The following is a 13,903-nucleotide window of genomic DNA, read 5'->3' as shown; positions in this document are numbered from 1 at the left end:
ATATGTATGAGGAGTTGATATGACCCAGCCGACCACGGCGGAATCCACCGTCCTGTGGCGCGACGACTTCACGGACGGCCTGCGGGCGTCCGGCCCGGCCGCGCCCTGGCGGTTCGTGCAGGCCAACGCGGAGCATGTCGCCGACGATGCGGTGATCACCACGGACAGCGACGGTCTGCACCTGGTGGCCCCGGGGCGCAACGCCCGTACCGGCGAACCCGCCTTCACCCGGACCGTCCCGCGCGAGACCGGCGAACCGGGCTCGATCCCCGGCTTCGCCGATCACGCGAAGTGGATCGCCTACGTCAACCGCCAGTCGTCCGCGGGCTTCCAGGGCTTCGACGCCGAGCCCGGCCGCGTCCTCTCCGTCGAGGCCACGGTGTCGGGACGTACGTATGGCACCTCGGACCACCCCTTCGGGGACGCGGTCAGCGACCCGGACGACGATCTGCGGCTCGCCGGGGCGATGCTCAACACCATCGACCCGGAGACCTCGGTCGCCTTCGACTTCATCCTGACCAACAAGGGGGTGCACGCCTTCTACGGGCGCACCAACTTCGCCCGACGCCACCTCGGCGGATACGGCTCATTCGCCAACACGGTTCCTCTGACCCGTCGTTCACCCGGTGACCGGCACCGGGTCAAGATCTCGTACGACCGTGCCGCCGGTACCGTTCGCTGGTTCCTGGAGGGCGAGGTGGTCCTGACAGTCGACCGCATCGGGCACCCCCTCGGCCGCGACACGCTCACCCTCGACGAGGGCGGCACCCCGACCCTGGTCGAGCCCCGCCAGCTCAGCTTCGGCATGGGGATGCTGAGCCTGCTCGACGGCTCCTGGCCGACCGGCAAGGGCCTGGTCCGGCTCTCCCGCGCCACCACGTACTACCGGCCCGACCGGGGCGCGCCCGTCGAGCAGTCCTTCGTCGACGAGGACAGCCGGGACGCCACCAGGCTCTTCGGCCAGGGCGCCGAGCTCACCATCAGCGGCTTCACGGTGAGCAGCGCTCCGACGTCGTAACGGCATCGTGCGTACGAGAGCGGGGCCGCCGGTGCGACACCGGCGGCCCCGCTCACCTGCGCGCCCTCACGAATCCATGGCAGCCGTCCGTGCGAGCCCGGCGGTCCCGAACCGGCGTGCGGCGGGCTCCCATTGGAGGACCGCGTGCCCGGCGCCGGCGTTGGCGTCGCGCCAGAACCGCTGGAGCTCCCCGTGCACGGACTGCGCACCGGTGCCGCCGGTGCGCTGCAACCGGTTCACCGCGTCGAGCAGCAGATCCACCGCGGCGACATGGTCGCGCTGGGCCCGTGCGCCCGCCCAATCGTCGGCGAGCAAACCCCGGTCCGCGTCCGCCGCCGCCCGGGCGAGCAGCAGCTCGGCCGCGTCGGTGAGGGCCGCGCTGCGGGCGAGGTCGAGTTCGACCGTGCTGCCCTGGTTGGGCCCGGGGCGGGCGGCCCGCTTGCGTACGACGGCCTGCGACCACGCGTCGGTCGCACCCCGCACCGCACCCAGGATCGGCGCCGCGAAGGTCAGACCGCTCACGTTCTGGAGCGGGACGCACAGGCTGTCCGGTGCGGTGCCCGGGGTGCGCCCAGACGCCAGCTCGCCGCGCAGGAACGAGTGGGCCCGGGGGACGAACACCTCGTCGAGGACGACGGTGTCACTGCCCGTACCGCGCATCCCGACCGTGTCCCAGGTCCGCTCGATCTCGTACGCGGACCGGGGCACCAGCAGGAACCGCACCTCCGGGGCGCCGCCCGGCACCGGTACCTGGACGGCGAGCAGGGCGAAGTCGGAGGCGTGCACCCCGCTGACGTAGGGCCAGCGGCCGCTCAGGACCCAACCGCCGTCTGCGGCCCGGGCGTTGCCGCCGGGGACGAGGGCGCCCACCACCATGGCGTCGGGCCCGTCCGCCCAGACGGTCCGCTGCCCCTCCTCGGGCAGGAAGCCCGCCATCCGCGACAGCGTCGCGGTCACGGACGCGCACCAGCCCGCCGAGGGATCCTCCCGCGCGACGTGTACGACGGCTTCGAAGCAGGGCAGGAAGCCGCCTTCGTCACCGCCCCAGCGGGCGGGCACGAAGTGGCGGGCGAATCCCGCGCCGCGCAGCGCCTCGTACACCTTGGGGTGCAGACGCCGGTCCCGGTCGCCCTCGCGGGCGTGTTCGGCGGCCAGCGGCGCCACCTCGTGCGGACGGAGTGAACTGGGCTCTGTTGCAATGGAGTTGGACATCGTTTTGGACAACGGGGCTCCCCTCGGGAGTGTCGCGGCACGGCCTGCGACGGATGAGGGCCCGAGCGTCGGCCGGGCGGGTCGAAAGTGCCTTGACGAGCGCTCGACAGGCGGCGTATTCAACCCGCGTACGAAAAAGGTCTCCCCGGTCGACGGAGGCGACCGGGGAGACCGGACGGACCGCGTCGGGGGATGCCGCGGGCCGTGTCTGGGGGTTGGGCGTCAGTCCGACGCGGGGCGCGAGGAGGTCACGGGCTCCGACTCGGCGGGCGTTGTTTCTTCCTGCTGCGGGGGTTTGGGGGCGGACGCGGGCCCGAACACCAGGCGTCCGGGCGGCAGGATGAACGCGGCGGGCGCGGCGAGCACCCACAGGATCACCACGGTCACCAGACCGGCCACGGCGGCGTCCACGGGGTTGCCCTTGTCGTCGAGGTGCCCGAAGAACACCGTGCCGACGATGGCGATGCCGGTCGCGACGCCGATCTGGATCGCAGTGTTCACGAGTGCGGCGGCAGCTCCCGCGTGCCGGCCCGGGGTCTTGGCCAGGACCGTGGTGATGAGCACGCCCGAAGTCATCGAGACTCCGAGGCCCGCGATCAGCAGCCCGGGCACGATCTGCCAGGAGTGCAGCTCCATCTCGTACCGTTTGAACGCAGCGAGGACCAGGCCCATGCCGCTCGCCGCGATCAGCGAGCCGATGACGGCGACCGGCCTGCCGAACTGGCGGATCTTCGGCGCGAAGGGGGTGAACAGCCCCACGCCGACCGCGAACGGCACCATGCTCAGGGCGGTGTGCAGCGGCGAGAAGCCGAGGCCGGTCTGCAGATGCACGGTGATCACCAGGGTGTAGCCGGTACCGGCGAAGAACAGTACGGCGACCAGCAGACCGCCCAACGGGGCGCGTTCACGCAGGAGTTGGGGATCGATCAGCGGTGCCTGGCCGCGCCGGGTGACACCGCGCTCGTACCACGCGAACACCCACAGCAGCGCCGGGCACGCCGCCATCAGCGCGAAGCTCCACCAGGGCCAGCCCAGGGTGCGCCCCTCGACGAGTGGATAGAGCAACGCGACGACGGCGGCGGTGGCGATGGCGAGGCCGGGGATGTCCACGGTGGCGGCGTGCTCGGCCCGCGAGTCACGGCACAGGTAGTGCGTGGCGATCAACGCGGCGATGCCGATGGGGATGTTGACGAAGAAGATCGGCCGCCAGCCGAGGTCGAAGAGGTTGGCGTTGAGCAGCACACCGCCGATCAGCGGGCCGCCGACGCCGCCGATGGAGAAGTTGAGGCCGAAGATCGCGGCTGCCTTGGACTGCTCGGCGGCCGGGAACTCGACCCGCAGCATGGCGAGCACCTGAGGCACCATCAGCGCGGCCGAGGCGCCCTGGGCGATCCGGGCGGCCACCAGCATCTCGGGGTTGACGGCGAGGCCGGTGAGCGCGGAGGTGACGGTGAAGGCGGCCAGGCCGAGTTGGAAGATCCGCAGCCGGCCGAACCGGTCGCCGAGGCGGGCCGCGGTGATCATTCCGGAGGCGAAGGCGAGCACGTATCCCGCGATGGACCATTCGAGCTGGGTGCTCGACGCGTGCAGTTCCCGCCTCAACGAGGGCAGCGCGACATTGATCACGGTGGTGTCCACCAGATCCATGAAGACCGCCGACAGCGTGACGATGAACGCCGCCCACCGCCGGGGGTTGAACTCGGCTGTGGCGGTGGTAGGAGATGAGGCTAAGGACATGGGCCATCCCTTTCCTGAGCAGGCCCGGAGCGCACGTGTCCGGTAGGGTGGACGAGCAAAGAGAGAGTTTGCTTTGAAAGCAAAGCTATAAGGGGGTCGGCAGGATGTCAACGGAGCGCGAGGCGGAGCGGAAGCGGCAGGCCGCGCGGGAGTCCGGGATGAGCAGGGACGACGCGATCCGGGCCATGCTCGTGCTGATGCCGCGTGTCGCACAGCGGCTGAAGCGCACCACCGTCCCCGAGCAGCTCCGCTCGATGAACCTCGCCCCGCGCCATCTCTCCCTGCTGTCCCACCTCGTCTTCGACGGCCCGGCCCTCGTCAACGAACTCGCGGCCCGCCTCGAAGTCGCCCCCACCACGGTGAGCCTGATGGTCGCCGACCTCAGCCGCCAGGGTGTCGTCGAGCGCAAGGCCGACCCGTCCGACCGGCGGCGCACGATCGTCTCCCTCACCGAGGACCCGGAGACCCGCGAAGCCATCAACAGCTGGCTGGCGCGCGGCGCCGACGCCTGGGAGAAGGCCCTCGACCCGCTCACCCCGCAGGAGCGGGCCATATTCGTACGCACCATGGAGGCGTACGAGAGCGGGGCGTCCGGAGCCACCGACTGAGCCGCCCTCCGGCGCGCCCGGGCCGATGAACGAGCCGTGCTGGAGCGGGATTCGAGCCCCGGCCCCTGAGCTGTGCGCGGGAACGGGCACCCCGCCCGCTTCCCGGACCGCCGGGAGGGCGTATGGGGCACGGAGTACTGGTCACCGGGGCCACCGGGACGGTCGGCCGGCATCTCGTCGGGCGGCTGCTCGCGCACGGCAGCAGGGTCCGCGCCCTGTGCCGCAGCCCCGAACGCGCGACGGCGCTCCTGCCCCGGGGTGTGGAGATCGCACGCGGCGACCTCACCGACAGCGCCTCGCTGGAGTCCGCGCTGCACGGAGTGGACGCGGCCTTCGTCCTGCTCGCCGAGGACGGGGGCGAGGCGTTCGCGCACGCCGCGTACCACTCAACAGGGCTGCGGCAGCTGGTGGTCGTCTCCGCCGACGCCCCACAGGGCCCGGGGTTCGACAACCCCCTTTTCGTCAAACACGTACAAGGAGAGGCGCGACTGCGGGCCACCGGCCTGCCGCTCACCGTGCTGCGCCCCGGGCCCTTCGCCTCGCTGGCCCTCCAGTGGGCTCCCGCCCTCGCGGCCGGTGACGTGGTGGGCGTCGTCCACCCCGACCTCGCCGTGCCGGTGATCGACCCGCGCGACATCGCCGACGTCGCGGCCGCCGTGCTCCTCGGACCCGAACCGGCCGGCGTACGGATCCTGCCGCTCTCCGGACCGCATGCGCTCGACGTCCACGCGCGCGTGCGTGTGCTCGGTGAGGTGCTGGGTCGTGAGCTCAAGGTGGCGCGGATCGCGCCGGAGCAGTGGGTGCGCCTGGTCGCCGGACGGCTGCCCGAGGCGTACGCACGTCAACTCATCGAAGTGGAGCGCTACTTGATCGAGCGCCGACTGCCCGTCGTGGCGAGCGTGCGGGAGATCACCGGATCGGCGCCCCGGTCCTTCCGCACCTGGGCCCAGGACCACGCCGCAGCATTCAGCGCCCCCGAGCGGGCGCGGTCATTCGAGGAGGCATCGTGAACACCGCAGTACGCACCACCGACACGGCGGCGCCGGCCGCCAACCCGGCCCGCTCCGGGCTGTACGCCGAGGTCCAGCTGTTCTACGCCCGCCAGGTGCACCTCCTCGACGCCGTCCGGGCGGAGCCGTTCGCCCGGACCTTCACCGAGGACGGCGTGTTCGCGCACTCCCCGGGCGTCCCCCCGGCGCGCGGGCACGCGGGCATCGCGCAGGAGGTGCGCGAGTACAACGAACGGCGCTTCAAGTCGGACCCGGTCCAGCGCCGCCACTGGTTCACCATGCTCGACGTACGGGAGCAGCCGGACGGCACCGTGCACACCGAGTTCTACGCACTCGTCGCGACCACCCGCCCGGGCCAGCCGCAGCCGGTCATCTCACCGAGCTGCGTGGTGCGGGACGTATTGGTCCGCAGCGATGACGGCGAACTCCGCACGCGCAGCCGTAAGGTGACGCAGGATCAGGAACTCTTCGACTAGATCGACCGACAAACGTTTGGGGGTGGCCGGGGGCTTTTCGCCCCCGACCACCCCCGAGTCGTCCGCGTCAGCCTTTCTGCGGCGGCCCCGCCGCCTCGACCGCCGCGATCACCGCGTTCTGCGCCCGGTCCCGCCAGGCCGCCAGCGGCTCGTACGCGTACGGGCCGAACGCCTCTTCCGCCTGGGTCAGCATCGTCTCCACGGTGTACTCGTCCACCGGCGGATTCCCGAGCCCGGCCCAACTGCGCTCCAGGCCCTCGCCCAGATGCTCCATCAGATGGCGCAGACCGCCGGGGCCGCCGCCGAGGTGGAAGGCGCGGAACGGTCCCGCGACCGCCCAGCGGGAGCCGATGGAGGCGGTGACGATCTCGTCCAGCTCGCCCACCGTGACCACACCTTCGCGCACCAGGTGGATGCTCTCGCGCAGCAGCGCCGACTGCAGCCGGTTGGCGACGAACCCGGGAACCGCGCGGCGCAGCACCACCGGTGTCTTGCCCAGGAACCGGTAGAAGTCCACGGCCGCCTCGATGTCCACCGGCTTGGCGTCCTCGGCGGCGACGACCTCTACCAGCGGGACGATGTGCGGGGGGTTGAACGGATGCCCCACGATCACCCGCCCCGGCTCGTCGAGCGCGGCGCCGAGATCGGCGGGGAGCAGGGTCGAGGTGGAGGAGAGCAGCAGCGCGTCGGGAGCCGCCTCGGCCGCCCGCCGGAAGATGTCCTGCTTGAGCGCCAGATCCTCCAGAACGTTCTCCTGCACGACCTGCGCCCCTGTCGCCGCCTCCGCCACGTCCGCGTGGAACGTGAGCCGTGCCGCCAGGAGTTCCGGGTCTGTCGCACCGTCGGGCAGGGAGCGCGCGTACAGGTCGAGCGCGCCCGTCACATGCTCGCGCGCGTCGGGTCTGGTGCTGCTGATACGTACGCTGAGTCCTTTGGCGGCGAACAGGGCGATCCATCCGAGGGCGATGGTGCCCGTGCCGAGGACGGCGACAGTACTCGGCGTCGGTGTGCGGGGATCGGGTGTGCGGGCCGTGGGTGTGCCGGGTGTGCTCATCACGCGGCCTGCCGTCGCGGCGTGGGGCCCGAGCCGAGCACCTGCTGGTGGAGCCGTTGCACCCGTGGCGACGGCTCCACGCCCAACTCGCTGACCAGCGTGGTGCGCAGCCGCTGGAACGCCTCCAGGGCCCGCCAGGTGTGGCCCGCCCGGTGCAGCGCCGTGATCAGATGGGCGCAGATGATCTCGTTGAGCGGGTGCTGGGCGGTCAACATCAGGAGTTCACCGAGGAGTTCACCGTGCCGGCCGAGCCGCAGATCGGCCTCGATACGCAGTTCATGGGCGCGCGTCCGGGCCTCGTTCATCCCGATGATCTCGGTCTCCAGGATGCTGCCCGCGGGTACGTCGGCCAGCGCCGGACCCTGCCACAGGTCGAGCGCCTCGGCCAGGAGCGCGGACGCCTTCGCGTCCTCCCCGGCCGCCAGTGCTCTGTTTCCGGCCGCCGACCGTTCCTGGAACGTGCCGAAGTCGAAGTCCACGACCGGCCCGTTCAGCTGATAGCTGCCGAAACGGGTGGCGAGCACGTCCTTCGCGGACAGTTCCGTCCGGTGGGGAATGGCTTTGGTGACCAGGCGGCGCAGCTGGAGCACGTAAGTCTGCAAGGTGGTCTGGGCGCTGCGCGGAATATGCTCGCCCCATATCTCCTCCATCAAGGTGGGTACCGGGACGATCCGCCCCGTGCGCAGGGCGAGAAGCGCGAGCAGCTGACGGGGTTTGCCCGCGCTCGGCACGATCGAAACACCGTCGATTTGGACTTTCAGCGGACCCAATACTTCGATTTCCACGCGAGGACCTCCACATGGGAATTGCTGACGTCCTCAAGTGTGGCACGAGGGTTCATGGAGATCCCAGTGAGATGTTCATGGACTCACAGGAGTTATTCATGGTTTGAACGGTCAACCAATGGTCAACCGGGAGAATGGCCTGGGGAATCGGGGGAGTGAAGAAGAATCACAGGAGCCCGAACTCCCGGGCCGTCCTGATGGCATCGATGCGATTGCGCGCGTTGAGCTTGCTCACGATCGTGGTGAGGTAATTGCGCACGGTCCCCACCGACAGATGCAACTGCCGGGCGATGTGCCCCGCGTCGTGTCCGTCGGCTGTCAGCCGCAGGACCTCGGTCTCGCGCGGGGTGAGAAGCTGCGCCCCCGAGTCGAGGGCGCTCAACGCAAGGCCGGAGTCGAAAACCCGCTGACCAGCCACGACTTTACGTACGGCGTCGGCCAGTTCGTCCGGGGGAGAGTCCTTCAGGAGCAGCCCGTCCACCCGGCCGTCCAGGGCCCGGCGCAGCATCGCGGGCCTGCCGATCCCGGTGAGGACGAGAATCCGGCATTCTGGAAGAGTCCTGCGTAATTGCTCGGCGGCGGTCAGACCGTCCGTGCCGGGCAGGTCGACATCGAGAATGGCCACGGTCGGGCGGCTGCGCAGCGCGGCGGGCACGATCTCATCGCCTCTGCCCACCTCCGCGACCACCGTGAAGTCCGCTTCCAGCTCCAGCAGAGCGACCAGCGCTCCCCGGACCATGTGTACATCTTCGGCCACGAGCAGGCGTATCACGAGTGCTGTTCCCCCAGTCTCATCGTCCGCGCCCGCCCCCCGTACCGCCAGCCCACACTACTCCGCGCGAGTGGATCACCACGGTCGACTATCGGCCAAAACAATGCAGCGAAGTAGGAGTCCGGCCGGTGCCGTCGCCGAGTACGGCTCAAGGGCTGCTCGACCGGGCGCTCCGACGCTGAGGCCGCTTCCCATTCCCACGGATACCGAACGCTGAAGTGGAGAGGGTTTGATGCGAACCGTCAGGACTGCCCGGCATGCGGATACCGGCGGCGCCGGGGGGCACAGCAGAATTCTCGGAATCGGCGGATATCGACCCCGGCAGGTGGTCGGCAACGCCGAGCTGTGCGAGGCGATCGACTCCACCGAGGAGTGGATCGAGACCCGCTCCGGTATCCGCGAACGCCGCTTCGCGGCGCCGGACGAGACACTGCACTCGATGGCCGTCGCGGCCGCCGGAAAGGCCCTCGCGGCGGCCGGTGTCGACCCGAGGGAAATCGACCTCGTGGTACTCGCCAGTATGTCCCAACTCGACCAGACGCCACCGCTGTCGGTACGGGTCGCCCACGCGCTCGGCGCCCGGGCGGCCGGGGCGATCGACCTGTCGGCCGCGTGCGCCGGCTTCTGCCACGCCGTCGCCATCGCCTCCGACGCGGTACGCGCGGGCAGCGCCCGGAACGTCCTGGTCATCGGCGCCGAGCGGATGACCGACATCGTGGAGCGGACCGACCGGGGCAGCGCGTTCCTCTTCGCCGACGGCGCCGGAGCCGTGGTCGTCGGGAGCGCCGACGCACCCGGCATCGGCCCGGTCGTCCGGCGCGCGGACGGTGCCTACAGCGAAGCCCTGCGGATGACCGCCCCCTGGGGCGACAGCGCGGGCGCACGGCCGTGGATGAGGATGGACGGCCGCAGGATCTTCCGCTGGGCCATGGACGAGGTGGCTCCGGCGGCCGCCGAGGCGCTGCGGGCGGCGGATGTGTCACCCGCCGACCTCGGCGCCTTCGTCCCGCACCAGGCGAACCTGCGGATCATCGACCTCATGGCGGAACGCCTGGGCCTCGGCCCCCGTACGGCGGTGGCCCGCGACGTCGTCCGCATGGGCAACACCTCCGCCGCCTCCATCCCGCTCGCCCTGGAGACCCTGCTCGCCGAAGGACAGGCGGGCAGCGGCGACACGGCCCTCCTCGTCGGCTTCGGCGCCGGGCTGAACTACGCGGCCCAGGTGGTGGTTCTGCCGTGACCGAGCGGAACGCGACCGTACGCCCGACGGCCTCCGACAGCTTCCGCTCCGCCATGGCGCACTGCGCCGCCGGCGTGGTGGTGGCGACCACTAGGGACGCGGCCGGCAGACCCTGGGGCTTCACCGCCACCTCGTTCTGCTCCGTCTCCCTCGAACCGCCGCTGATCCTGGTGTGCGTGGCGCACAGCGCCAGCGGTTACGGGGCGTTCACGGAGTGCGGCGAGTTCGCGGTGAGCGTCCTCAACGAGGACCAGCAGGACATCGCCACCCGCTTCGCCCGCAGCGGCGCCGACAAGTTCCTGCCCGAGGAGACGACGACAACCCGGGCTCTGCTACCGGCAGTTGCCGACGCCCTGATCGCACTGGACTGCCGGGTCCACGCCCGGTACGAAGCGGGCGACCACCTGATCCTGGTGGGCCGGGTGACGGACGTACGCATACGGAACGGCGCACCTCTGGTCCACCACAACCGCGCGTTCCGTACGCTGCGGCCCTAGCGGCGGTGGAGCGCCCGAGTGTGCCACTCCTGGAGGGCACGCACGGGCGCTCCGTCCAGCGACCACCGGAGGGCGTCGATGCCCTGGACGGCTGCTGCGAGTGCCTGGACGGTGGTCAGGCAGGGGACGGAGCGGGCCACCGCCGCGGTGCGGATTTCGTAGCCGTCGAGGCGGCCGCCGGTGCCGTAGGGGGTGTTGACGATGAGGTCGACCTGGCCGTCGTGGATGAGCTGGACGATGGTCTTCTCGCCGTTCGGGCCTTCGCCTTCGGACTGCTTGCGCACCACGGTGGCGTTGATGCCGTTGCGCTTGAGGACTTCGGCGGTGCCGGAGGTGGCGAGGAGTTCGAAGCCGTGGGCGACGAGTTCGCGGGCGGGGAAGATCATGGTGCGCTTGTCGCGGTTGGCGACCGAGATGAAGGCGCGTCCCTTGGTCGGCAGCGGACCGTAGGCGCCGGCCTGGGACTTGGCGTAGGCGGTGCCGAAGACGGTGTCGATGCCCATGACTTCGCCGGTGGAGCGCATCTCCGGGCCGAGGACGGTGTCGACGCCGCGGCCGTGGACGTCGCGGAAGCGGCTCCAGGGCATGACGGCTTCCTTGACGGAGATCGGCGCGTCCAGCGGCAGCGTCCCCCCGTCGCCTTCCTTGGGCAGCATGCCCTCCGCGCGCAGCTCGGCGATGCTCGCGCCGAGGCTGATGCGGGCGGCGGCCTTGGCGAGCGGGACGGCGGTGGCCTTGGAGGTGAAGGGGACCGTGCGGGAGGCGCGGGGGTTGGCTTCCAGGACGTAGAGGATGTCCCCGGCCATCGCGAACTGGATGTTGATCAGACCCCGGACGCCAACGCCCTTGGCGATGGCCTCCGTTGAGGCCCGCAGGCGCTTGATGTCGTGCCCGCCCAGGGTGATGGGGGGCAGGGCGCAGGCGGAGTCACCGGAGTGGATACCGGCCTCCTCGATGTGCTCCATGACGCCGCCGAGGTAGAGCTCGGTCCCGTCGTAGAGGGCGTCCACGTCGATCTCGATCGCGTCGTCCAGGAAGCGGTCCACCAGCACGGGGCGGGTCGGGGAAATCTCCGTCGACTCGGCGATGTAGGAGGACAGTCGCTCCTCGTCGTAGACGATCTCCATACCGCGTCCACCCAGCACGTAGGAGGGCCGGACCAGGACGGGGTAGCCGATCTCGTCGGCGATGGCCTTCGCGTCCGCGAAGGTGGTGGCGGTGCCGTGCTTGGGCGCCGGCAGCCCCGCCTCCGCCAGGACGCGGCCGAAGGCGCCGCGGTCCTCGGCGGCGTGGATCGCCTCCGGCGAGGTGCCCACGACGGGGACGCCGTTGTCCTTCAGTGCTTGCGACAGGCCGAGGGGGGTCTGGCCGCCGAGCTGGACGATCACACCGGCGACCGGGCCCGCGAGGGTCTCGGCGTGGACGATCTCCAGGACGTCTTCGAGGGTGAGGGGCTCGAAGTAGAGACGGTCGGAGGTGTCGTAGTCGGTGGAGACGGTCTCCGGGTTGCAGTTGACCATCACCGTCTCAAAACCCGCATCGCTGAGCGCGAAGGAGGCGTGGACACAGGAGTAGTCGAACTCGATGCCCTGACCGATCCGGTTCGGCCCGGAGCCGAGAATGATCACTGCGGGCTTCTCACGCGGGGCGACTTCGGACTCCTCGTCGTAGGAGGAGTAGAAGTACGGGGTCTTCGCCGCGAACTCCGCCGCACACGTATCGACGGTCTTGTAGACGGGGCGCACGCCCAGGGCGTGGCGGACCTCGCGCACCACGTCCTCGCGCAGGCCCCGGATCTCGGCGATCTGGGCGTCGGAGAAGCCGTGCCGCTTCGCTTCCGCGAGCAGGTCGACGTCCAGACGCTCAGCACCGGCCAGCTCGTCCGCGATCTCCTTGATCAGGAACAGCTGGTCCACGAACCACGGATCGATCTTCGTCGCGTCGAAGACCTCGTCGGGGGTGGCACCGGCACGGATCGCCTGCATGACCGTGTTGATCCGCCCGTCGGTGGGACGGACGGCCTCGGCCAGCAGCTCGGCCTTGTCGCCGACGGGGCCGGTGAAGGCGAACTGCGAGCCCTTCTTCTCCAAAGACCGCAGCGCCTTCTGCAGGGCCTCGGTGAAGTTCCGGCCGATCGCCATCGCCTCACCCACCGACTTCATCGTCGTCGTCAGCGTCGAATCAGCGGACGGGAACTTCTCGAACGCGAACCGCGGGGCCTTCACCACGACATAGTCGAGGGTCGGCTCGAACGAGGCCGGGGTCTTCTCCGTGATGTCGTTCGGCACCTCATCGAGCGTGTAGCCGATGGCGAGCTTCGCCGCGATCTTCGCGATCGGGAAACCCGTCGCCTTCGACGCCAAAGCGGAGGACCGCGACACACGCGGGTTCATCTCGATCACGATGACGCGGCCGTCGACCGGGTCGATCGCGAACTGGATGTTGCAGCCACCCGTATCCACACCGACCTCGCGGATGATCGCAATACCGATGTCCCGCAGCCGCTGGTACTCGCGGTCGGTGAGCGTCATCGCCGGGGCCACCGTGATCGAGTCACCGGTGTGCACACCCATCGGGTCGAAGTTCTCGATCGAGCAGACGACCACGACGTTGTCACTCTTGTCGCGCATCAGCTCCAGCTCGTACTCCTTCCACCCCAGGATCGACTCCTCCAGCAGCACCTCGGTGGTCGGCGACAAAGTGAGACCCTGCCCGGCGATACGGCGCAGCTCGTCCTCGTCGTGCGCGAAGCCGGAACCGGCGCCGCCCATCGTGAACGAGGGGCGGACCACGACGGGGTAGCCGCCGAGGGTGTCCACACCGGCGATCACCTCGTCCATCGTGTGGCAGATCACCGAGCGAGCGGACTCGCCGTAACCGATCTTCGCCTTGACGGCCTCGACCACACCCTTGAACAGGTCCCGGTCCTCACCCTTGTTGATCGCCTCGACGTTCGCGCCGATCAACTCCACGCCGTACTTCTCCAGCACACCGTTCTCATGCATGGAGATCGCCGTGTTCAACGCCGTCTGACCACCCAGCGTCGGCAGCAGCGCGTCCGGGCGCTCCTTCGCGATGATCTTCTCCACGAACTCCGGCGTGATCGGCTCCACGTACGTGGCGTCGGCGATCTCCGGGTCGGTCATGATCGTCGCCGGATTCGAGTTCACCAGGATGACGCGCAGGCCCTCGGCCTTCAGCACCCGGCACGCCTGCGTACCCGAGTAGTCGAACTCCGCCGCCTGACCGATCACGATCGGACCAGAGCCGATCACCAGGACGGACCGGATATCCGTGCGCTTAGGCACGGCTGTGGTTCCAGTAGGTCCGGGCCGACGGGTCGGGCCTGCGCTTCAGGGGGTCGCGCAGCAGCCGTACCGCGAGGCCGACCGGTGTGACGACCAGCAGATAGACGATGGCGAGCAGCGTCGAGACGAACACGCGGTGTGCGGGAGCCATGGGGAGAGCCCTCTCATGTCGAGCTGTGAGCTGGA

13 protein-coding genes are annotated in these 13,903 nt (G+C 70.1%); 6 read left to right on the top strand and 7 right to left on the bottom strand.

Translation table 11 applies throughout. The features are described 5' to 3' along the window. The first annotated feature begins 19 nt into the window (after nt 1-19). Nucleotides 20-1,018 (top strand): DUF6081 family protein, encoded by a 999-nt coding sequence (locus ACT1U9_RS01260; RefSeq protein WP_444536492.1) that lies wholly within the window; start codon nt 20-22, stop codon nt 1,016-1,018. A gap of 66 nt (nt 1,019-1,084) precedes the next feature. Here the strand turns inward: ACT1U9_RS01260 and ACT1U9_RS01255 are convergent, their stop codons facing one another. After that, nucleotides 1,085-2,242 (bottom strand): hydrolase, encoded by a 1,158-nt coding sequence (locus ACT1U9_RS01255; RefSeq protein ID WP_444536491.1) that lies wholly within the window; start codon nt 2,240-2,242, stop codon nt 1,085-1,087. A 210-nt stretch (nt 2,243-2,452) separates the two neighbouring features. Next, nucleotides 2,453-3,967 (bottom strand): MFS transporter, encoded by a 1,515-nt coding sequence (locus ACT1U9_RS01250; protein WP_444536490.1) that lies wholly within the window; start codon nt 3,965-3,967, stop codon nt 2,453-2,455. Nucleotides 3,968-4,071: 104 nt separating this feature from the next. Here ACT1U9_RS01250 and ACT1U9_RS01245 point away from each other — a divergent pair, with 104 nt between their 5' ends. The 3 genes from ACT1U9_RS01245 (at nt 4,072) to ACT1U9_RS01235 (ending at nt 6,061) form a co-directional block, all read left to right on the top strand. Next, nucleotides 4,072-4,575 (top strand): MarR family winged helix-turn-helix transcriptional regulator, encoded by a 504-nt coding sequence (locus ACT1U9_RS01245; RefSeq protein WP_223184444.1) that lies wholly within the window; start codon nt 4,072-4,074, stop codon nt 4,573-4,575. Nucleotides 4,576-4,697: 122 nt separating this feature from the next. Beyond that, nucleotides 4,698-5,585, top strand: a complete 888-nt coding sequence (locus ACT1U9_RS01240; protein WP_444536489.1) for an SDR family oxidoreductase — start codon at nt 4,698-4,700, stop codon at nt 5,583-5,585. Next, nucleotides 5,582-6,061 (top strand): nuclear transport factor 2 family protein, encoded by a 480-nt coding sequence (locus tag ACT1U9_RS01235; RefSeq protein WP_444536488.1) that lies wholly within the window; start codon nt 5,582-5,584, stop codon nt 6,059-6,061. Before ACT1U9_RS01240 ends, ACT1U9_RS01235 begins: the two co-directional genes overlap by 4 nt. Nucleotides 6,062-6,128: 67 nt before the next feature. Here the strand turns inward: ACT1U9_RS01235 and ACT1U9_RS01230 are convergent, their stop codons facing one another. The 3 genes from ACT1U9_RS01230 to ACT1U9_RS01220 all read right to left on the bottom strand — a co-directional run bounded on the left by ACT1U9_RS01230 (nt 6,129) and on the right by ACT1U9_RS01220 (nt 8,672). After that, the gene (locus ACT1U9_RS01230) at nt 6,129-7,115 is read right to left on the bottom strand and encodes a 3-hydroxyacyl-CoA dehydrogenase NAD-binding domain-containing protein (RefSeq protein ID WP_444536487.1); all 987 of its coding nucleotides are present in this window, start codon (nt 7,113-7,115) and stop codon (nt 6,129-6,131) included. After that, on the bottom strand, nt 7,115-7,900 hold the full coding sequence (locus tag ACT1U9_RS01225) for an AfsR/SARP family transcriptional regulator (protein WP_444536486.1): 786 nt from the start codon (nt 7,898-7,900) through the stop codon (nt 7,115-7,117). Before ACT1U9_RS01225 ends, ACT1U9_RS01230 begins: the two co-directional genes overlap by 1 nt. A gap of 166 nt (nt 7,901-8,066) precedes the next feature. Continuing rightward, nucleotides 8,067-8,672, bottom strand: coding sequence for a response regulator transcription factor (locus ACT1U9_RS01220; RefSeq protein ID WP_444536485.1), 606 nt, complete (start codon nt 8,670-8,672; stop codon nt 8,067-8,069). Nucleotides 8,673-8,904: 232 nt separating this feature from the next. Between ACT1U9_RS01220 and ACT1U9_RS01215 the strand changes: the two genes are divergently transcribed. Together ACT1U9_RS01215 and ACT1U9_RS01210 are read left to right on the top strand one after the other, a co-directional pair. After that, nucleotides 8,905-9,912, top strand: a complete 1,008-nt coding sequence (locus ACT1U9_RS01215; RefSeq protein ID WP_444536484.1) for a beta-ketoacyl-ACP synthase 3 — start codon at nt 8,905-8,907, stop codon at nt 9,910-9,912. After that, nucleotides 9,909-10,409, top strand: coding sequence for a flavin reductase family protein (locus tag ACT1U9_RS01210; RefSeq protein WP_444536483.1), 501 nt, complete (start codon nt 9,909-9,911; stop codon nt 10,407-10,409). The genes ACT1U9_RS01215 and ACT1U9_RS01210 overlap by 4 nt, the downstream gene beginning before the upstream one ends. Here ACT1U9_RS01210 and carB read toward each other — a convergent pair. Then, nucleotides 10,406-13,717 (bottom strand): carbamoyl-phosphate synthase large subunit, encoded by a 3,312-nt coding sequence (gene carB, locus ACT1U9_RS01205; RefSeq protein ID WP_444536482.1) that lies wholly within the window; start codon nt 13,715-13,717, stop codon nt 10,406-10,408. The two genes, ACT1U9_RS01210 and carB, sit on opposite strands and share 4 nt — an antisense overlap. Beyond that, the gene (locus tag ACT1U9_RS01200) at nt 13,710-13,868 is read right to left on the bottom strand and encodes a hypothetical protein (protein WP_188271692.1); all 159 of its coding nucleotides are present in this window, start codon (nt 13,866-13,868) and stop codon (nt 13,710-13,712) included. Before ACT1U9_RS01200 ends, carB begins: the two co-directional genes overlap by 8 nt. Nucleotides 13,869-13,903: the final 35 nt, after the last annotated feature.

This window comes from Streptomyces sp. BR1 (genome assembly GCF_052373795.1).
Lineage (GTDB): Bacteria > Actinomycetota > Actinomycetes > Streptomycetales > Streptomycetaceae > Streptomyces.
Note: the sequence above shows the minus strand (reverse complement) of the source record. Positions and strands in the feature narration are given on the sequence as shown.